Source organism: Bordetella sp. BOR01 (assembly GCF_019218885.1).
GTDB lineage: Bacteria > Pseudomonadota > Gammaproteobacteria > Burkholderiales > Burkholderiaceae_B > Bordetella_A.
In genome coordinates, this window is the sequence record NZ_JAHUWT010000004.1 from 692,611 (window position 1) to 711,020 (window position 18,410).

Here is an 18,410-nt window from a genome sequence, read left to right on the forward strand (position 1 = left end):
GCACCATAATAGTGCAAAACACGGGGCATGAAAGCACCAGTATGGTGCAAACTGGCTACAGGAACATTTCCTGCAGGTCGTTCAGGAAGCGCCACCCCAAGGCAGTGGCACGCAGGCGGGTAGGATCTGGGTCGAGCAAACCCCGGGCGCTGGCGATTTCCAGGGCTTGGGCGACGGCGGCCAGGGACACCCCGGTACGCTCGAAGAAAGACGAGGCCGCCACGCCGTCCTTCAGGCGCAGGGCGTTCAGCATGAACTCGAACGGCAGTTCGTCGGGCCCTACCACGCGGGTCTCGGCGATATGGCTGCCGTCGCGGGCCATGGCGGCGGCCATCCAGGTATCGGGGCTGCGCAGGCGGGCCTCGCGCACGATCCGGTCGTGGAAGGATAGCTTGCCATGCGCGCCTGGCCCCAGGCCCAGGTAATCGCCGAATTCCCAGTAATTCACGTTGTGGCGGCAACGGGCGCCCGGCCGCGCATAGGCCGATACCTCGTAGCGCTGCAATCCGGCCGCCTCGAGCGCGGCCTCGACGGCGTCCTGCATGGCGGCGCTGGCATCGTCGTCGGGCAGTTCGGGCGGATACTTGGCAAAGACCGTATTCGGTTCCAGGGTCAGGTGGTACAGCGACAGATGCTCGGTGCCGAACGACAGGGCCTGTTGCACGTCGGCCAGGCAGGCCGCCAAGTCTTGCCCGGGCAAGGCGAACATCAGGTCCAGGTTGACGCGCCCTACGGCGCGCTGTGCCATCTGGATGGCGGCGCGTGCCTGGGCGGCGTCGTGGATACGTCCCAGTTTCTTCAATTGGGCATCGTCGAAACTCTGGATGCCCAGCGACAGCCGGTTCACGCCGCTGGCCGCGTAATCGCGAAAACGCCCGGCCTCGGCCGTACCCGGGTTCGCCTCCATGGTGATCTCGGCATCGGGCAGCAAGTTCAGACAGGCGCGCAGCATGGCCAGCACCTCGTCCAGCGCCGCGGCCGACAGCAGGCTGGGCGTGCCGCCTCCCAGGAAGACCGAGACCACCTGCCGGCCCCACACCGAAGGCAATGCTTGCTCCAGGTCGGCGCGCAGCGCGTCCAGGTAGGCCCGCTCGGGCAGCTCGGCCGGCATCGCATGCGAATTGAAGTCGCAATATGGGCATTTGCGCACGCACCAGGGTACGTGTACATAGACCGACAACGGCGGCAGGCTGGTCAGGGTGGCGCCTGCCGGTATTACCACCCGCGCGCGGGTGCCGGAGCCGGAGCCGGCCTGGTGGATGGGAATCGTGATAGCCACAATATGGAAAAGCGCGGTTACTTGCCGGTTGCCGCCGATCAGCGCGGCGCCAACTTGTCGAGCAATTGCGCCAAGGCGCGGGCACGATGGCTGATGCGGTTTTTCTCGGCCGGGTCCAGCTCGGCGGCGGTGCGCCCCAGGTCGGGCAGCAGGAAATACGGATCGTAGCCAAAACCATGATCGCCGCGCGGCGCATCGACGATCTGGCCATGCAACACCCCTTCGCCGATCAGAGGCTGTGGGTCGTCGTGGCTACGCACCAGTACCAGCAGCGCCACGTACCACGCGCGCCGGTCGTCCACGCCGGCCAGTTTGTCGACCAGCAAGGCATTATTGGCGGCATCGCTGCGTTCGGCCGCCGCGTTGGCCAGTTGTGCATAGCGTGCCGAATACACGCCGGGCGCCCCGTCCAGCGCCGCCACGCAGAGGCCGGAATCGTCGGCCAACGCCGGCAATCCTGTCAGGCGGCTGGCATGGCGCGCCTTGGCCAGCGCATTCTCGACGAACGTAACATGCGGTTCTTCGGCCTCGGGCACGCCCAACTCGCCCTGGGGGATCAGTTCGATACCCAGCGGCGCGAACAAGGCTGAGAATTCGCGCAGTTTGCCCGGGTTGTTCGAGGCCAGCACCACGCGGGCCAGGGAAGTTTCGGTATTCGTCGACGTCATGCCGCCATTGTAGTCGGGCGCGGGCGGGTGCCCCGGTTAGCCTGTTGCGCCCGCCAGGCGCAGCGATACCGCTGCCGGGTCCGGCGCAGGCGCCAGGCCGGCCCGCTGGCCGCCTGCCAGCCGGAATACGGCCACGGCACGTTGCAGCGCCGCCGCCTGGGCCTCCAGCGACGCGGCGGCCGCGGCAGTTTGCTCGACCATGGCAGCATTCTCTTGGGTGGCGCGATCCAGCCTGGCCACTGCATCGTTGACCGACACGATACCGGCGGCCTGCTCGGTAGCGGCTTCGGTAATGCTGGACATCAGGCGCGTCACCTGCCCGGCCGAGGCCACGGCCTCGCGCACTGCCTGGCCCGCCGCGCCAGCCTGGCTTACGCCGTGCTGCACGCGCTGCGACGCCGCCTGGATCAGCACGCGGATTTCGTCGGCCGCCGCGGCGCTGCGCTGCGCCAGCAGCCGGACTTCGCCGGCCACCACGGCAAAGCCCTTGCCCTGTTCGCCGGCATGCGCGGCCTCGACCGCCGCGTTCAGCGCCAGGATATTGGTACGAAAAGCGATGCTGTCGACCACCTCGACGATGTCCTGGATGCGCCGGGTGTCGTCGGCGATGTTCTGCATGGCCGTAGCGACCAAGTCCATGGCCTGCCCGCCGCGTTCGGCCCGGCGTGCCGACTCGAGCGCCCGCAGCTGGGCCTGATCGGCATGTTCCGCCGTCATTCGCACCGTGCCGGCCAGCGCGGCCATATTGGCAGCCGCCTCTTGCAGCGCGTCAGCCTGCCGCGCGATGCGGTCCGACATCGCGCCGTTGCCGGCTGCAATCTCGCGCGCGCCGCCGTGAATTTCTTCCACGCCATGCCGGACAGCCGCCACCGCACCCGTCAGGCCGGACTGCATGCGGTGCATGGCCGAATACAGCACCCCGATCTCGTTATCGCCCCGTGTGGCGATGGCGCAGCTGAGATCGCCATCGGCAATGCGGTCGAAATGCATGCCCGCCTGCCTGAGCGGACGCAGCACCATGCGGCGAAACGCCAGCCCGAAACCCAGGCCCAGCGCCGCCACCAGGGCCGACAGCATGGCGGCCGCCACGCCGGCCCGATCCAGCACCCGGCCGGCGCGCATTACCGCCGCCTGGCCCTGCGCCCGCGCATAAGCCTGGAACGCCTGCACCGCATCCAGGTAGGCGGCGCTGCGCGCGGGCAGCACCTGGTCCACGACTCGGTTGGCCTCGATGCCATTCCAGCCCTGGATGGCTGTTTGCAGCGGCTGCAGCGCATCGCCGGCCAGCGCGGTGTAGGCCGCCTGCACCGCGCCGAACAACTCGCCGCCCTGCCCCTGCACATCGGGATTGGCGCGCAGGCGCTGATGGCTGGACTGCGCCTGGGCCAGCAAGGCCTGCGCCTGCGCCAGCGCCTGATCGCGCTGCTCTTGCAGCCCGCCTTCCATATAGGTCTTGGCGTCCGTCAACCAGGCGCGCGCCTGGAACAGCCGGCTGCTCAGGTCGCTGAGGTCGCTGGCACGCTCGACATTGCCGCGCCCCAGCGCTTCGATATCGGCGCGGCTGTCGCGCAGCAGCCCGACCCCGGCCGCGGCGGCGGCCACGAACAACCCCACGAATACTGCCAGCATGGCCGACAGCGCCCAGTTCACGCTAAAAGTCTTGCGCATATATTCCCGTACAGAGCTTCCACCGGATGCGCGGAAGGCGGCACGATTATGCGGGCCGAACTTGGCAGATTCTTGACACTCAGGCCCGCCGGGCGCCTTGCGTAGCCTTGCGTTCGTGCTCGGGCACGTCGGCCACCAGCATGTCGACCAGTTCGCGCGCGAAGGCCGGCAGCGCGTCGCGGTCGCGCACGCAGATCTGCAGTTCGCGCAGCGCCCATTCATCGGTCAGCGGCACGATGGCCACCTTCAGTGCGCGCGCGTAGCGCAGCGCCACCGATTCGGGAATGACGCCGATGCCCACGCCGGTCTCGATCATGCGGCACACGGCTTCGAAATTGCCCACTTCGATACGGAACTTGAACGTGCGCCCCAGCGCCGCGGCCGCCTGCACCAGGAACGGATGGATGGCGCTCCATTCGGACAAGCCGACATAGTCGTTGCCCAGCGTATCGGCAAACGCCACCGCGGGCTCGCCGGCCAGCGGATGGCCGGCCGCGGCCACCATCACCAGGCGGTCTTTGCGATAGGGAATGAACTGCAATCCCTGGTCAGCGGTATGGCCGGCGACAATGCCCACATCGGCCGACCCTTCGGCCACCGCCCGCACTATCAGGTAACTGAGGCGTTCGCGCAGTTCGACGTTGACGTCGGGGTGCGCGGCCAGGAAGCGGCCCAGCACCGCCGGCATGAACTCCGTCATGGCGGTGGTGTTGGCCAGCACGCGCACATGGCCTTTGACCCCGCGGGCGAATTCCTGCATGTCGCCGCGCAACTGTTCCACCTGCCGCATGACAGTACGCGCGTGGCGGGTCAGGGCTTCGCCAGACGGGGTCAGGGTGACCCCCTGGCTGGTGCGGTACAGCAACTGGGTGCCAAAGTGCTCTTCCAGGTTCTTGATGCGCGTACTGGCCGCCGGAAGCGACAAATGGGTTTTCTCGGCACCGCGGGTCAGGCTGTGCCAGTCGCCGATATGCACGATAAGCTGCAAGTCGGTCAGATCGAAGTGCCCCGCCATGTATTCCTCTGTTCTTCGGCAATTGCTAACCCGGTATTAAGCAATCATAAATTGGCAATCCGGCCCGGGTTGCGGCAAAGTGCCTGGATTATCTGCAAGCCTCATCATAGAACCCCGCCATGCCCGACACCAATCACGCTTTCCAGGACATCCGCGAAGCCGTACGCGACCTGTGCGCCCAGTTTCCCGGCGAATACTTCCGAAAAATCGACGAAGAACGCGGATATCCCGAAGAATTCGTGCGTGCCTTGACCGAAGCCGGCTGGCTGGCCGCCCTGATTCCCCAGGAATACGGCGGTTCCGGCCTGGGCCTGACCGAAGCCTCGGTCATCATGGAAGAAATCAACCGCAGCGGCGGCAACTCGGGCGCCTGCCACGGCCAGATGTACAACATGGGCACCCTGCTGCGCCATGGCTCCGAGGCCCAGAAGCGCGAATACCTGCCGCGCATCGCCAACGGCGAACTGCGCCTGCAGTCGATGGGCGTCACGGAACCCACCACCGGCACCGACACCACCAAGATCAAGACCACCGCGATGCGCCGCGGCGACCGCTACGTCATCAACGGACAAAAGGTGTGGATCTCGCGCGTGCAGCATTCCGACCTGATGATCCTGCTGGCGCGCACCACGCCGCTGGAGCAGGTCACCCGCAAATCCGAAGGCATGTCGATCTTCCTGGTCGACCTGCACCATGCGGTCAAGCACGGCATGCAGGTACGCCCCATTCCCAACATGGTCAACCACGAGACCAACGAGCTGTTTTTCGACAACCTGGAAATCCCCGCCGAAAACCTGATCGGCGAGGAAGGCAAGGGTTTCAAGTACATCCTGGACGGCCTGAACGCCGAACGCACCCTGATCGCCGCCGAGTGTATCGGCGACGGCTACTGGTTCGTGGACAAGGTGGCGGCTTACGCGAAGGAACGCGTCGTGTTCGGCCGCCCCATCGGCCAGAACCAGGGCGTGCAGTTTCCCATCGCGCGGGCGCACATCAACGTCGAGGCTGCCAGCCTGATGCGCTACGAAGCCTGCCGCCTGTTCGATGCACACCAGCCCTGCGGCGCCCAGGCCAACATGGCCAAGCTGCTGGCGGCCGATGCGTCCTGGGAAGCGGCCAACGCCTGCCTGCAATTCCATGGCGGCTTCGGCTTTGCCACGGAATACGACGTCGAGCGCAAGTTCCGCGAAACGCGCCTGTACCAGGTGGCGCCGATTTCCACCAACCTGATCCTGTCCTACGTGGCCGAGCACGTGCTGGGCCTGCCTCGTTCGTTCTGAGTCCCTTGCCATGACCGCTATCCATCCCCACCCCAGTGCCGCCCTGGCCGAGTTCGTCGTCGGGCTGCGTTTCGAAGACATCCCCGCGCCCGTGCTGCGCCGTGCCGAAGACCTGCTGCTGGATTGCCTGGCTTCGATCCTGGCCGGTGCCGGCGCTGCGCCGGTACAGGCCATTGCACGCTACGCCGCCGCCATGGGGCCGGCCGACGGGCCCGCCCAAGTGCTGATTACCCGCAGCCAGACTACGCCGCTGTTCGCGGCCATGGTCAACGCCGCCGCCGCCCATGTGGTCGAGCAAGACGATGTGCACAACGGGTCGGTATTCCATCCGGCCGCGGTGGTGTTTCCGCCGGCCCTGGCCGTGGCGCAGGCACTGGGCCGGTCCGGCAAAGACCTGCTGGTGGCATCGGTGGCCGGGTATGAGGTCGGCATCCGCGTCGGCGAATACCTGGGCCGTTCGCACTACAAGATCTTCCATACCACCGGCACCGTCGGCACCGTGGCCGCGGCTGTCACGGTGGGCAAGCTGCTGGACCTGAATGCCGAACAGATGCTGCATGCGCTGGGTTCAGCGGGCACCCAGGCTGCCGGGCTGTGGGAATTCCTGCGCGACGCAGCCGATTCCAAGCAACTGCACACCGCCAAGGCAGCCGCCGATGGCCTGACCGCGGCCTACCTGGCCAAGGAAGGCTTCACCGGCGCGCGCCGCATCCTGGAAGGTGCGCAAGGCATGGCCGCCGGCATGTCGCAAGACGCCGACCCGGCCCGCCTGCTCGACCGCCTGGGCCAGCGCTGGGCGCTGGCCGAGACCTCGTTCAAGTACCACGCCTCGTGCCGCCATACCCACCCGGCCGCCGATGCCCTGCAACAAGCCATGCGCGAATACAAGCTGCGCGAAAGCGACTTGGCGCAAGTCATCACGCACGTGCACCAGGGGGCCATCGACGTACTCGGGCCGGTGGTCGACCCCAAGACCGTGCACCAGTCGAAATTCTCGATGGGCACCGTGCTGGCGCTCATCGCGCGCACCGGCCGCGCCGGCCTGGCCGAATTCGACGCCGCCCTGGGCGACAAGGACGTGGCTGTACTGCGGGACAAGGTCCGCATGGAACTCGACCCCGAAGTGGATGCCGCCTACCCCGAACGCTGGATCGGCAAAGTGACCGTGCACACCACCGATGGCCGCGTGCTGCATGCACGGGTGGACGAGCCCAAGGGCGACCCGGGCAACACGCTCAGCCGCGCCGAAATCGAGGAAAAGGCGCTGCGCCTGGGGGTCTATGCCCAGGCCGCCACCGAAGCCGAAGTCCAGGGCCTGATCGAGACCGTCTGGAACCTGGAAAACCTGCCGCGCATCGGCGCCCTTTTGCCGGCCAGATAAACGGCGGCGGCTGACACTTTGTGCAGGCGGCCGGCCGTGTTTACGCCAACGCCTCGCGCTGGGTCTTGGCCAACTGGGCAATACCTTGCTCGGCCAAGGCCAGCATGGCGTCCAGTTCGGCGCGCGCAAAGGTGGCGCCTTCGCCCGTACCCTGGACCTCGACAAATGCGCCCGCGCCGGTCATGACCACGTTCACATCCGCATCGCAGGCGGAGTCTTCCTGGTAGTCCAGGTCAAGAACCGGCCGACCGGCCACCAGGCCGACCGACACCGCTGCCACGGTATCGCGGATCGGGTTGGCCGCCAGGTCGCCGCGCTGCATCAACAAGGCGACCGCATCGGCTGCCGCCACCCAGGCGCCGGTGATGCTGGCGCAGCGGGTGCCGCCATCGGCCTGCAAGACATCGCAATCCAGGTGCAGCGTACGCTCGCCCAGGGTTTTCATGTCGAACACGGCGCGCAGGCTGCGGCCGATCAGGCGCTGGATTTCCTGGGTGCGGCCGCTTTGCTTGCCGCGCGCGGCCTCGCGGTCGCCGCGCGTATGGGTGGCGCGCGGCAACATGCCATATTCGGCCGTTACCCAACCCTCGCCGCGCCCTTTCAGGAACGGCGGCACCTTGTCCAGCACGCTGGCCGTGCACAGCACGTGCGTATCGCCGGCACGCACCAGCACCGAACCTTCGGCATAGCGGGTGTAATGGCGCTGCAGGCTGAAAGGACGCAGTTGGTCGACGGCGCGGCCGGACGGGCGCGGCACGCTGGGGGCGGAAGTTGAGGACACGGGCGGACTCCACAAAACAGGGATATTGGGCCGCATTGTACGTGCCGTCAGCACGCAATCCGGGGGCTTGAGGTATCCTGCCAAAAACGGGGCGCCCGCTGCCCCGATTCATTTTTTGGATTTCTTCAGGACGCCCCCCATGATCCGCAGCATGACCGCCTTCGGCAATGCCCGCGCCGACCTCGAACAAGGCACGCTGGCACTGGAACTGCGCAGCGTCAACAGCCGCTACCTGGATCTGTACTTTCGCTTGCCCGACGAACTGCGCCATACCGAGACGCCGCTGCGCGAGCTGCTGACGGCCAATCTGGGCCGCGGCAAGGTCGAGATCCGGGCCTCGTACACCCGCAACGCCGGTACCGAGCTGGCGACGCTGGACCCGGCTTGGCTGCGGCACCTGGCCGAACAACTGCAAACCGCGCGCAGCGTGCTACCCGAGGTGACGCCGCCACGCCTGGCCGAACTTTTCAATTGGCCCGGCCAGCGCGGCAACGACGCGCTCGATCCGCAAGCCTGGGGCGCCGCCTGCCTGCAAGCGGCCAAGCAGGCCCTGGTCCAGTTGCAAGAAGGCCGTGAACGCGAAGGACAGCGCCTGGCCGCCACGATGCTCGAGTGCGCCGATGGCGTCGCGCGCATCCTTGAATCGGTAGATGAGCACTTGCCCCAGCTGCTGGCCGACCACCGCGAAAAGCTGGCCGCCAAGCTGCGCGAATCGGTCGAGGCGGCCTTCCCTGGCGGCTTTGCGCACATTTCAGGCCCCGAGCTCTCCGAACGCCTGGCCCAAGAGGCCAACCTGTTTGCCTTGCGCATCGATGTGGCCGAAGAACTTGCACGGCTGCGATCGCACCTGGAAGAGCTGCGCCATTTGCTGGGCGGCGGCTCCAAGGCCAAGGCCAAGGCCGATGGCAAGCGCAGCGGCGGGAGTGCCGGCAAGCGCCTGGACTTCCTGTTCCAGGAAATGAACCGAGAAGCCAACACCCTGGGTTCCAAGGCCAGCAGCATGGAAGTCACCCGCGCCGCCATGGACCTGAAGCTGCTGATCGAGCAGATGCGCGAGCAGGCGCAGAACATCGAATAGGCGTCGCAGCAGCTATCGAACCCCAAGCGCCCAGCCGTCTCGGCCAGGCATTCACAGGCAGTCAGCCGCCGCGTTAATCAGCCGCTGCTGATCGGCCGAGGCGTTCCCATACACGCGGACCTTCATATTGCCGCGGTCTTTCACCGCATCCAGGACGTACGTCGGGCGGCCCGCGGACTGGACGATCAACCGCCTGCCGCGAAAGAGGTCTGCCTGGTCGATCGGACCATATTCCGCCCACTCATCCGAAACACACTGCACGTATTCAGTGGCGCTACGCTCGGTCACGGCGGTAAAAACCGGCTTCGTGTCCGCGATGTCGTCGGCAGTGGTAGCGCACCCTGCCAACGCGCACGACAACAAGAACCCGGCGGCAATACGGATGTATTTCATCATTGTCTCGTACTGAGTTTAGGTACCAGGCGCGGCCTGAAACGCGCGCAACCTGACTTGCACGGCCAAAGAATGGCTTCGGCGCGACCAAACACTAGCACGTTGTTCGCCCGCACGGTGGAAATTGCAGGCGCCATGTGAAGGCGCCGGATAGCGCCTCGGGTCAGCCCGGCTCGGTACCCGCCGCACGCACGAACAGCACGCAGTTTTCCAGGGGGATATGTTCAGCCAGGTCTTGCTGGAATTCCTGCAATTGCCCGTACAGCGTGCGCCAGGTGTCGTAGGCCCCGTCGGGTAGCGCCAAGCCGCCGGCCAGCTTGCCGCCGCTGGCCATGACACTGCGCCAGACGATCGAGGCCAGCCAGCGCACCGCGATCCGGGAAGCGTTGGCGCGACACGATGGCAGTTGAGCGCGGCGACTGGGCCTGAAGCCTGTTTTCTAGGCCAGGTCGACGAGATCGGGCGAGGCCGGATTGGGGCCCTGGGGGGTGCCCGGCACTTGCTCCGGATCGCGTGGCGGCCGGTCGGGGTCAGGGGTGGGATTGTCGGGCCCGGGCTCGCCGGGCTGGCCGGGATCACCCGGAGGAATATCCGGCGGGCCACCTGGTTCGCGATGGTTGGAAACAGTCATGACGATCTCCTCGAAGTTGAAGCGGTGGCTCAGCAAGCTCCATGCCCACGCTTATTTCGCTGCCGCCTGGTCGCGCGCAGCGGTCGCCAGGCGGCGGTAACGCTCGGCAAGGGCGTTGAGCTCGTCTTCTTCCAGGTCTTCGATGTCCACCAGTTTGTCGCTGGCCCCCTTCAATGCCATCAACAGTTCGTCGAGTTTCACGTGCAGGGCGCGACTGTCCTTGTTCTGATTTTGCTGGATAAGAAACACCATCAGGAAGGTAATGATGGTGGTACCGGTGTTGACCACCAACTGCCATACCTCGGAAAAACCCGCCCAGGGGCCGGCCAGGGCCCACAGCACGATGATCAGCACCGCGCAACCGAAAGCGATGGGCGAGCCCGTCGCACGGGCCACGGCGGTCGCGAAGTGGTCGAACAGGTGGGCCAGGCGCGACCGATGATGGATCAGCTCTTTCTCGTCCGCCGGATCACGCTCGGACGATTGCCCGCTACGGGCATCGCCAGGCTCGCCGGGGTCAGTCTTTGGGCTCATGGCATGCTCCTCGAGGAATGACTGGAAAACCATTGATTGGCGCCCGGCCCTTTTACAGGCCCAGCACGCACAACATCAGGAACGTGGCAAACAAGGCAAAGTGGGTCATGCCTTCGATGGCGTTGGTCTGGCCATCGTTCACGTTGATTGCCGTCACGATCAGGGTAACCAGCACCATCATGGTCTGTATGGGCGTCATTGCCATGTCGAACGGCTGCCCGGTGTAAAGCGCCAGCGCTTCCATCAGCGGCACTGTCAGGATGACCGTGGATAGCGAGGCTCCCAGGGCGATATTCACCACGGATTGCATGCGGTTGGCCAGCGCGGCGCGCAAGGCGGTCAAGATTTCGGGGCTGGCCGAGATCAGCGCCACCACCAGGGCCGGCAACGCCGGCGGGACGTCCACGTGCTCGAGCGACACGTTCAGCGACTTGGCCATGACTTCCGCCAAGGCCCCGATGACCACCACCCCGGCCACCAGCAGGCCCACGGAGGACAGCGTGGTGGGGTCGCCCGTCGATGGCGTGGCGGGCCGGCGTCGCTTGTCGGGGTAGCTGTAGCTGAAGAAATAACTGTGCGGCCCGGTCTGCATGCGCAGGAACACGGCGTACAGCATGATCATGACGACGATCGTGAAGCCGGAATAAAGGTGCCAGCGGTCGCGCGGAACGAACTCCGGCACGATCATGGAGATCGCCATGGCGGTCAGGATCATGACGGTGTACACCCGGCCGGAATCGTCGTTGTAGGCCTGCTCGCCGTGCTTGAGCCCGCCCATCAGCGCCGCCAGCCCCAGGATGCCGTTGATGTCCAGCATGACGGCGGCATAGATCGTGTCGCGCACCAGCGTGGGGGATGGGTCGTGCGACATCACGATGCCCAGCACCACCACTTCGACCAGCACGGCCGACAGGGTCAGCACCATGGTGCCATAAGGGTCGCCCAGCCGATGCGCCAGTTGTTCGGCGTGAAAGGCCACCCGCTGCGACGCGCAAATGATGGCCGCCACCAGCAGCACCGTGGAGACGATGGCCGTCGTCGCGCCGCTGGCCGTCAGGCGGGCGCCGGCGGCGTAGGCCACGGCAGCCGCCGCGATGGCCAGCAGCAATAGTTTTTCCTGCCTCAGCAGCACGAGCATGCGGTTTTCCCGGGATCGTACGGCAGCTTACTCCGCGTGCCGCCACCATCTCAATCGTCGTCGGCCAGGGCCATGGGTTCCTCGTCGGGTATGCCCAGCCCGTGATACTTGCGGCCCAGATCCATGGTGGCCGCGAAAAAGCCGGCCTTGCTGCCGCAGTCGTACCGCACGCCCTCATACTGGTAGCCGTACACATTGCGCTCTTGCAGCAGGCTGGCAATAGCGTCGGTCAACTGGATCTCGCCGCCTACCCCGGCCTGGGTGGCACGCAACAAATCGAATATCCGGGGCTCGAGAATATAGCGGCCCACCACCGCCAGCGTGCTCGGGGCATCGGCGGGCAGCGGCTTTTCCACGATGCCCTGCAATCGGGCGGTGCGCGCATCAATACGGCGCCCCGAGACGATGCCATACTTGCCGGTCTGGTCGCGCGGCACGTTCTGGATGGCCAGCACACTTCCGTCGTGGCGGCGGGCGGCATCGATCAGTTGCCCGGTGGCCGGCGTATCGGCATCGATCAGGTCATCAGCCAGCAGCACGGCAAACGGCTCGTCGCCGACGATGGGCGCCGCGCACAGCACCGCGTGTCCCAAGCCCAGGGGGGCGGGCTGGCGCGTATAGATGCACGTCACATGCGGCGGGATGACGTTGCGCACCGCCTCCAGCAGGGCTGTCTTGTGCATGGCCGCCAGGCCCGCTTCCAGCTCGGGCGCGCTATCGAAATGGTCTTCGATGGCGCGCTTGTTCCGTCCCGTGACAAACACCAATTCGACAATCCCCGCCGCAACGGCCTCTTCTACCGCGTACTGGATGAGCGGTTTGTCGACGATAGGCAGCATTTCCTTTGGCATGGCTTTGGTGGCAGGCAGGAACCGGGTACCCATGCCTGCCACGGGAAATACGGCTTTGCGGATTGGCTTCATGACTTTCTCTACAGAGTAACGGTGCCGCCGCGTTAGCAAGCGGCATGCCCGCCTGTTATGCCGGAAATGACGAGGCTGGTATGTCGGCGCCGTAGAGGCTTGTTGCACTGCTCATGGCTAGTATCGGATGACCCGGCTGGCCGGTGCCCGCAAGGCGCCGGGCGGGTGAATCGAAAAACAGGGCAGACCCTGTGAACGCCTAGAACCAAGGAGACAAGACATGTTGCGATTTTTTGCCAGTTGCATAGCCGCCTTGATGCTGTCCGGGCAGGCCGCCGCGCAAGACTTCCCCACCAAGCCGATCACCATCATCGTGGGCGTCGCACCCGGCGGTACGCTGGATACGCTGGCGCGCCTGATTGGCAATTCCTTATCCAAGACCTTGAAGCAGCCGGTGGTGGTGGAAAACACTACGGGCGCGGGCGGCCTGATCGGCATGCAGCGGCTGCTGAAATCCGACCCCGACGGATATACCCTGATGTTCAGCAATCTGTCGATGGCCATCATTCCGCTGCTGCACCCGGACGCCGGCGTGGACCCGGTGCGCGACCTGGCCACCGTCGGCACGGTGGCCACGGTGCCCATGGTGCTGTCGGTCAGCAACAAGAGCGGCATCAAGACCTTGCCGGAACTGCTGGACCGCATGAAATCCGGCCCGAAGCTGAACTTCGGCTCGGGCGGGCCCGGCACCACTGCCCATTTGGCCGAGGGCATGTTCCTGCATTTGTCCCAGACCCAGGGCGAACTGATCCAGTACCGCGGCTCGGGCCCCGCGCTGGCCGACTTGATGGCCGGGGTGATCGACGGCGTGATCGACCAGACCGTCACCATGATGCCCCTGCACCAGGACGGCCGCATCCGCTCGCTGGCCGTCTCGGCGCCGGCGCGCCTGCCCCAGATGCCCGACGTACCGACCTTCGCCGAAGGCGGCCTGCCGCAGTTCGACCTGGCAATCTGGAATGGCGTGGTCGCACCCAAGGGCACGCCCCGCGCGGTGATCGACAAACTGGCCCAGGCCCTGTCGACGGTGGTCGACAGCCCCGAGTTCAAGGGCCGGCTGGAACAATTGGCCGTCCAGGCGCCCAGCCCGGCCGAACGCGGCCCCGATCCGTTCGCCAAGCTGCTCGCCCAGGATAGTCGGCGCGTGGCCGACCTGGCCCAGCAGATCGGCCTGCAGCCGCGCTGAAGCGGCCCCGGCACTGTTTACTCAACCGAAGGAAATTGTCATGTCTGAAGAGACCTACGGATTCATCGGCCTGGGCAACATGGGAACCCCCATGGCCGGCCGCTTGCTCGATGCTGGCTACCCGCTGGCCGTCTACGACACCAACCGCGATGCGGTGGCACGCTTGCAGGCCCGCGGCGCGCGCGCCTGCGCCAGCCTGCGCGAGGTGGCCGACACCACCGACACCGTGTTCCTGAGCCTGCCTACGCCCGAAATCGTGCAGCAAGTGGCGGCTGGCGCCGACGGCCTGGCCGGCGGCACACGGATACGCCGGGTGGTCGACCTGTCGACCATCGGGCCGCGCGTAGCCAGGCAGGTGGCCCAGGCCTTGGGAACGCGCGACATCCTGTACGTGGATGCGCCAGTCAGCGGCGGCGTGGGCGGCGCCCAGCGCGGCACGCTGGCCGTGATGGCGGCCTGCCCGCGCGATCACTACGAGGCCCTGGAACCTGTCCTGAAGCATTTCGGGCCGGTGTTCTACCTGGGCCAGGACGCTGGCATAGGCCAGACCATGAAGCTGGCCAACAACCTGCTGTCGGCCGCAGCGGTGGCCATCACGTCCGAGGCGATGGCCATGGGCGTCAAGGCCGGCCTGGATGCCGCCGTGATGCTGGACGTCATCAACGCCGGTTCGGGTCGCAACACGGCCACCCAGGACAAATTCCCCAAGGCGGTGCTGCCCGGCACCTTCGACATCGGCTTCGCGGCGCGCCTGGCCTACAAAGACGTGCGGCTCTGCGTGGACGAGGCCGAGGCCATCGGGGTGCCCATGGTGGTGGGTTCGGCAGTGCGCGAAATGTTGGTGCTGACCACCACGCTGTGCGGCGAACAGGCCGACTTCACCCACATCGCCAAGGTGGTCGAGACCTGGGGCGGCGTGCCGATCCGGGGGAAATCCTGACCGGGACCACCGGCGCCGGGCACCCGGCGGACGTCCAGGTCCGGCATTGCCCTTGCGTCAACCCGCCCGGATGCCTGCCTTCTTGATGATCGGCTCCCACTTGCGGCGCTCGGCCTGGCCGAAATCGGCCAGATCCTGGGCGCTGCCGCCCGCCGGCTCATAGCCCATCTGCAGCAGGCGCTGGCGGGTGGCGGGCTGCCGCAGTATCTGGTTGACGGCCTGGTTCAGGCGCGCCACGACGTCCGCTGGCGTGCCCTTGGGGGCATACAAGGCGTTCCAGGCAATGACCTCGAAACCATCCACGCCCTGCGACGCCACAGTAGGCGCGCCGGGCAGCAGCTCGGTGGGCCGCCGGCTGGTCACGCCCAGCACCTTGAGCTTGCCGCCTTCGACTTGCGGCCGCGCCGCGGCGACAGTGTCGATGGTCAGCGGAATCTGCTTGCCGATCACATCGGTCATGGCATTGGACGATCCCTTGTACGGCACGCCGAACAAGGGCGCGTCGGTCTGCTCTTTGAGCAGTTCCAGCACCAGCCGCGCGGTGGTGCTGGGCATGCCGACGTCCGCGCCGCCTTTCTTGGCGCGCGCGGCCTCGAGCACATCGGGCACCGACGTGAACGCCGAATCGCTACCCGCCAGCAAGGCCATGGGAAACGTCGCCACCAGCGCGATCGGTGCGAAATCCCGCGCGGCGTCATACGTCATGCCGGGATACAGGAACTGGTTCAGGGCATGGGTGGCGTTCGTGCCCATGGTGAGCGTGTAGCCGTCTGGCGCGGACCGGGCGGCAAGGTCAGTGCCGATATTGCCGCCGGCACCGCCCCGGTTTTCCACATAGAACGTCTGCCCCAGCAACTGGGTGAGCTGTTCGGCGAAATACCGCGTGGCAACATCGGTGCCCTGGCCCGCGGTATAGGCAACAATGATCTTGACGGGTTTATCGGGATACGCGTGCTGAGCCGAAACGGGCGCAGCGACGGCTGCAAGAACGCAGGCCGCCAGCAAGGTGGAACGCAACATGGCTATGTCTCCTGGTTTATCGGTATGTGGACTGCAGGGACTGCTGGCGATGTCGGGCACCTTGTGTGCCTGGCACCGTGGTGATGCGGTTGCGGCTGCACAATCAGGCGTCTTTGGCGCCAGGCGGGTCACATGACGCGGCCTCGTCCAGGATGCTGCCGCGGTGTTGATCGAAGGCCGGCGGCGCGGCCCCCGCCCGGCCCGGCGTCGCCGACAACTTGATGGGCAGCCCGATCCCCTGGTATGCGCCATCCACGACATGCATGCGCCGATGCTGCGCATGTGCATGGCCAAGCGCCTGCGGCACGGTGTTGACCGGCCCGGCCGCCACGCCCGCCGCCATCAGGTCGCGGCACAGCTCGTCGCGCCGGCAGGCACGCAGTGCCGTCTCGATCTCGGTTCGCAGGGCGGCGGCATTGCGCAGGCGCAGCGCGTTCGATTGAAAGCGCTCATCCAGCGCCAGGTCGGGGCGCCCTGCCCGGTCGCAGAATTTGCGGAACTGCCCGTCGTTCAAGATGCCCAGGAACATGGGCCCGTCGCCCGCGTCGAACTGGTCATAGGGCGCGATGTTGGGATGCGCGTTGCCGGTCAACCCCGGCGCCTGGCCGGAGCAGAACCAGTTCGCCGCATGCGGCACCAGCAGGCTCAGCGCCGTATCGAACAAGGTGGTTTCCACGCGCTGGCCCGCGCCATGGTGCTGGCGGGCCAGCAAGGCCATCAAGATGCCCGAGAACGCGGCATAGCCGGTCAGGTGGTCCACGACGGGCACGCCGATGCGCGTGGGCCCCGAGCCGATGCTGCCATTGACGCTCATCAGGCCGCACATGGCCTGCAGCACGGCATCGTAGCCAGGCAGGCCGCCCAGCGGCCCGTCGCCGCCAAAGCCCGTAATACTGCAATAGACCAGGCGCGGATAGCGCGGCGCCAGGTCGCGCTCGAAATCGAGCTGCCACTTCTGCATGGTGCCGGGCAGGAAGTTCTCGACCAGCACATCCGCATCGCGCAGCAGGCCATGCAGTATCTGCCGGTCCTGCGGCTGCGCCAGGTTCAGGCCGATGGATTGCTTGCCACGATTGAGCGCGCTGAAATACGCCGCGTCTCCCGACGCATCGAACGGCGGCCCCAACCGCCGGGTCTCATCGCCAAAAGGCGGCTCGACCTTGACGACATCGGCACCATGGTCGGCCAGCATCTGTGTGCACAGGGGGCCGGCCAGCACGCGCGACAGATCCACAACGCGTATGCCAGCCAGCGCCCCGGCACCCTGGCGCCGCGGCGGCAAGGCGGCCGTGGGATCAGGGATCGGGGTCTCGGTCATGCTGTCTCCTTGCCGCGGTTCTACTTCCTGGAAGGCAGCTCGACGACGCCGGAACCCACTACCGACAATTCGTCGTGCTGGTTGCGGGCCTCTTGTTCGATGCGCACCAGGTGCCGGCCTTCTTCGACATACTTGCCCACCACCTTGCCCTTGATGAACAGCATGTCGCCCTCGGGGTTGTGGCGGCGGATCTTGCACTGGGCCTGGCGCAGGAAACCGTCGTCGCCCATCCAGTTGGTCAGGTGGTGCGTCAGCCACGAAGCCCGTTCGGGGCCATAGTCGTAGGCGCCGGGCGCACCTACCTCGTGCGCGAAATCTTCTTCCCAGTGCACGCGTTCGGGCACATCGGGAATGCCGAACCGGTTGGTGATGCCCACGCCCGGATGGGCGTCGATCAGTTTCCAGGCCAGCTTGTTGGCACGGATATACAGCCCGCCCCATCCTTGCGCATAGGCAATGAAGCCGGTAACCGTCATGGGTCCCTTGAACATCACGGGCAGCGCCTCGCCCTCGGCCACGTCTTCCCAATAGCGGGCCTGGGCGCCGCGCACCGGCTCGTCGCGGTACAACCTGCAGGCTTCCCGGATCTCTTCAGGGGTATAGCGGCGCGGCTCACGCGCGCGCACTTCGCTGTACTTGGTGCCCTGCTCGCGCGCGTGGTCGCGTTCAGTGCGAAAGCACCAGCTATCGGCCTCGGCCACCTTGTCGCCCTGCTGGTTGTAGAAATCCACGTGGTAGATCTGCTGGATGGCGCGGCCCGCAAAGCGCGTCTCGTGCTCGACCAGGTCTTTCAGGTAGGCCTCGGTACGAATCTCGTCGTTGCGCTGCACAGATTTGTGCCAGGTCCAGTCCGATCCCGACCACATCGCGTGCACGCCAGGCAGGCCGCCCACATACCCGGAAATGATGCGATTGGTGGCAAACAGGAAGCTGGGCAAGGCCACGATACCGCCATGGCGGGTGCGCGCCGCATAGTCCGGATCGCACCACAGCGGGTTATCGTCGCCGATGCCATGCGCGTAGTGGCGGATGTTGTCGCGGGTGGCCTCATGGCACCAAGGCTCGGCGGTATTGTCGATTTTGTGGCCGATGCGTTCGCGCAGGGCATCAAGCCCTTGCTGCGTGATCTTGGGAAACGTTCTTTCGCCGGTGGCGGACATGTGGGTATCTCCTTGGG

Annotated in this window: 19 protein-coding genes; 5 read left to right on the top strand and 14 right to left on the bottom strand. The window is 66.3% G+C overall.

The features are described from left to right. Positions 1–55: 55 nt before the first annotated feature. From hemW to KW845_RS24880, 4 genes are all read right to left on the bottom strand, one after another. Positions 56–1,279, bottom strand: coding sequence for a radical SAM family heme chaperone HemW (gene hemW / locus KW845_RS24865; protein ID WP_218372026.1), 1,224 nt, complete (start codon positions 1,277–1,279; stop codon positions 56–58). A gap of 38 nt (positions 1,280–1,317) precedes the next feature. Next, the gene (gene rdgB, locus KW845_RS24870) at positions 1,318–1,947 is read right to left on the bottom strand and encodes an RdgB/HAM1 family non-canonical purine NTP pyrophosphatase (RefSeq protein ID WP_218372027.1); all 630 of its coding nucleotides are present in this window, start codon (positions 1,945–1,947) and stop codon (positions 1,318–1,320) included. 36 nt (positions 1,948–1,983) lie between these two features. Further along, positions 1,984–3,615, bottom strand: a complete 1,632-nt coding sequence (locus KW845_RS24875; protein WP_218372028.1) for a methyl-accepting chemotaxis protein — start codon at positions 3,613–3,615, stop codon at positions 1,984–1,986. Between the two features lie 79 nt (positions 3,616–3,694). Then, on the bottom strand, positions 3,695–4,630 hold the full coding sequence (locus KW845_RS24880; RefSeq protein ID WP_218372029.1) for a LysR substrate-binding domain-containing protein: 936 nt from the start codon (positions 4,628–4,630) through the stop codon (positions 3,695–3,697). A gap of 119 nt (positions 4,631–4,749) precedes the next feature. Here KW845_RS24880 and KW845_RS24885 point away from each other — a divergent pair, with 119 nt between their 5' ends. Then, the gene (locus KW845_RS24885; protein WP_218372030.1) at positions 4,750–5,910 is read left to right on the top strand and encodes an acyl-CoA dehydrogenase family protein; all 1,161 of its coding nucleotides are present in this window, start codon (positions 4,750–4,752) and stop codon (positions 5,908–5,910) included. A gap of 10 nt (positions 5,911–5,920) precedes the next feature. Continuing rightward, positions 5,921–7,291, top strand: a complete 1,371-nt coding sequence (locus KW845_RS24890) for an MmgE/PrpD family protein (RefSeq protein ID WP_218372031.1) — start codon at positions 5,921–5,923, stop codon at positions 7,289–7,291. Positions 7,292–7,331: 40 nt separating this feature from the next. On the opposite strand, the gene rph is transcribed toward KW845_RS24890, so the two are convergent. Further along, a complete protein-coding gene (gene rph, locus KW845_RS24895; RefSeq protein ID WP_218372032.1) occupies positions 7,332–8,072 on the bottom strand; it encodes a ribonuclease PH in 741 nt (246 codons plus the stop codon). 139 nt (positions 8,073–8,211) lie between these two features. Between rph and KW845_RS24900 the strand changes: the two genes are divergently transcribed. Continuing rightward, positions 8,212–9,150, top strand: a complete 939-nt coding sequence (locus tag KW845_RS24900; protein WP_218372033.1) for a YicC/YloC family endoribonuclease — start codon at positions 8,212–8,214, stop codon at positions 9,148–9,150. A 51-nt stretch (positions 9,151–9,201) separates the two neighbouring features. Here KW845_RS24900 and KW845_RS24905 read toward each other — a convergent pair whose 3' ends face one another. The 6 genes from KW845_RS24905 to galU form a co-directional block, all read right to left on the bottom strand. Continuing rightward, positions 9,202–9,546 (bottom strand): hypothetical protein, encoded by a 345-nt coding sequence (locus KW845_RS24905; protein ID WP_218372034.1) that lies wholly within the window; start codon positions 9,544–9,546, stop codon positions 9,202–9,204. 160 nt (positions 9,547–9,706) lie between these two features. Further along, positions 9,707–9,913, bottom strand: coding sequence for a hypothetical protein (locus KW845_RS24910; RefSeq protein WP_218372035.1), 207 nt, complete (start codon positions 9,911–9,913; stop codon positions 9,707–9,709). 69 nt (positions 9,914–9,982) lie between these two features. Further along, the gene (locus KW845_RS24915; protein WP_218372036.1) at positions 9,983–10,174 is read right to left on the bottom strand and encodes a hypothetical protein; all 192 of its coding nucleotides are present in this window, start codon (positions 10,172–10,174) and stop codon (positions 9,983–9,985) included. Between the two features lie 51 nt (positions 10,175–10,225). After that, complete coding sequence (locus KW845_RS24920; RefSeq protein ID WP_218372037.1) at positions 10,226–10,708, bottom strand: low affinity iron permease family protein; 483 nt, start codon at positions 10,706–10,708, stop codon at positions 10,226–10,228. Positions 10,709–10,760: 52 nt separating this feature from the next. Further along, on the bottom strand, positions 10,761–11,846 hold the full coding sequence (locus KW845_RS24925; RefSeq protein WP_218372038.1) for a calcium:proton antiporter: 1,086 nt from the start codon (positions 11,844–11,846) through the stop codon (positions 10,761–10,763). 50 nt (positions 11,847–11,896) lie between these two features. Next, positions 11,897–12,769, bottom strand: a complete 873-nt coding sequence (gene galU, locus KW845_RS24930; RefSeq protein ID WP_218372039.1) for a UTP--glucose-1-phosphate uridylyltransferase GalU — start codon at positions 12,767–12,769, stop codon at positions 11,897–11,899. A 220-nt stretch (positions 12,770–12,989) separates the two neighbouring features. On the opposite strand from galU, the gene KW845_RS24935 reads away from it, so the two are divergent. Both KW845_RS24935 and KW845_RS24940 read left to right on the top strand, forming a co-directional pair. Continuing rightward, positions 12,990–13,955, top strand: coding sequence for a tripartite tricarboxylate transporter substrate binding protein (locus KW845_RS24935; protein ID WP_218372040.1), 966 nt, complete (start codon positions 12,990–12,992; stop codon positions 13,953–13,955). A 40-nt stretch (positions 13,956–13,995) separates the two neighbouring features. Next, entirely contained in the window at positions 13,996–14,895 is a 900-nt protein-coding gene (locus KW845_RS24940) for an NAD(P)-dependent oxidoreductase (protein WP_218372041.1), read from the top strand. A gap of 57 nt (positions 14,896–14,952) precedes the next feature. Here KW845_RS24940 and KW845_RS24945 read toward each other — a convergent pair whose 3' ends face one another. The 3 genes from KW845_RS24945 to KW845_RS24955 form a co-directional block, all read right to left on the bottom strand. Further along, positions 14,953–15,915: a tripartite tricarboxylate transporter substrate binding protein gene (locus KW845_RS24945; RefSeq protein WP_218372042.1), complete on the bottom strand. Its 963-nt coding sequence runs from the start codon at positions 15,913–15,915 to the stop codon at positions 14,953–14,955. 103 nt (positions 15,916–16,018) lie between these two features. Next, the gene (locus KW845_RS24950) at positions 16,019–17,233 is read right to left on the bottom strand and encodes a CaiB/BaiF CoA-transferase family protein (protein WP_218372043.1); all 1,215 of its coding nucleotides are present in this window, start codon (positions 17,231–17,233) and stop codon (positions 16,019–16,021) included. 20 nt (positions 17,234–17,253) lie between these two features. Next, entirely contained in the window at positions 17,254–18,393 is a 1,140-nt protein-coding gene (locus KW845_RS24955; RefSeq protein WP_218372044.1) for a MaoC family dehydratase N-terminal domain-containing protein, read from the bottom strand. Positions 18,394–18,410: the final 17 nt, after the last annotated feature.

What these genes read in the sequence shown, in the direction of transcription:
- KW845_RS24885 (WP_218372030.1), top strand. Translation starts at nt 4,750, where the DNA reads ATGCCCGACACCAATCACGCTTTCCAGGACATCCGCGAAGCCGTACGC.
- KW845_RS24905 (WP_218372034.1), bottom strand. Translation starts at nt 9,546, where the DNA reads ATGATGAAATACATCCGTATTGCCGCCGGGTTCTTGTTGTCGTGCGCG.
- KW845_RS24955 (WP_218372044.1), bottom strand. Translation starts at nt 18,393, where the DNA reads ATGTCCGCCACCGGCGAAAGAACGTTTCCCAAGATCACGCAGCAAGGG.
- KW845_RS24875 (WP_218372028.1), bottom strand. Translation starts at nt 3,615, where the DNA reads ATGCGCAAGACTTTTAGCGTGAACTGGGCGCTGTCGGCCATGCTGGCA.
- KW845_RS24950 (WP_218372043.1), bottom strand. Translation starts at nt 17,233, where the DNA reads ATGACCGAGACCCCGATCCCTGATCCCACGGCCGCCTTGCCGCCGCGG.
- KW845_RS24940 (WP_218372041.1), top strand. Translation starts at nt 13,996, where the DNA reads ATGTCTGAAGAGACCTACGGATTCATCGGCCTGGGCAACATGGGAACC.
- rdgB (WP_218372027.1), bottom strand. Translation starts at nt 1,947, where the DNA reads ATGACGTCGACGAATACCGAAACTTCCCTGGCCCGCGTGGTGCTGGCC.
- KW845_RS24890 (WP_218372031.1), top strand. Translation starts at nt 5,921, where the DNA reads ATGACCGCTATCCATCCCCACCCCAGTGCCGCCCTGGCCGAGTTCGTC.
- KW845_RS24915 (WP_218372036.1), bottom strand. Translation starts at nt 10,174, where the DNA reads ATGACTGTTTCCAACCATCGCGAACCAGGTGGCCCGCCGGATATTCCT.
- KW845_RS24880 (WP_218372029.1), bottom strand. Translation starts at nt 4,630, where the DNA reads ATGGCGGGGCACTTCGATCTGACCGACTTGCAGCTTATCGTGCATATC.
- KW845_RS24925 (WP_218372038.1), bottom strand. Translation starts at nt 11,846, where the DNA reads ATGCTCGTGCTGCTGAGGCAGGAAAAACTATTGCTGCTGGCCATCGCG.
- KW845_RS24900 (WP_218372033.1), top strand. Translation starts at nt 8,212, where the DNA reads ATGATCCGCAGCATGACCGCCTTCGGCAATGCCCGCGCCGACCTCGAA.
- KW845_RS24920 (WP_218372037.1), bottom strand. Translation starts at nt 10,708, where the DNA reads ATGAGCCCAAAGACTGACCCCGGCGAGCCTGGCGATGCCCGTAGCGGG.
- galU (WP_218372039.1), bottom strand. Translation starts at nt 12,769, where the DNA reads ATGAAGCCAATCCGCAAAGCCGTATTTCCCGTGGCAGGCATGGGTACC.
- KW845_RS24935 (WP_218372040.1), top strand. Translation starts at nt 12,990, where the DNA reads ATGTTGCGATTTTTTGCCAGTTGCATAGCCGCCTTGATGCTGTCCGGG.
- KW845_RS24945 (WP_218372042.1), bottom strand. Translation starts at nt 15,915, where the DNA reads ATGTTGCGTTCCACCTTGCTGGCGGCCTGCGTTCTTGCAGCCGTCGCT.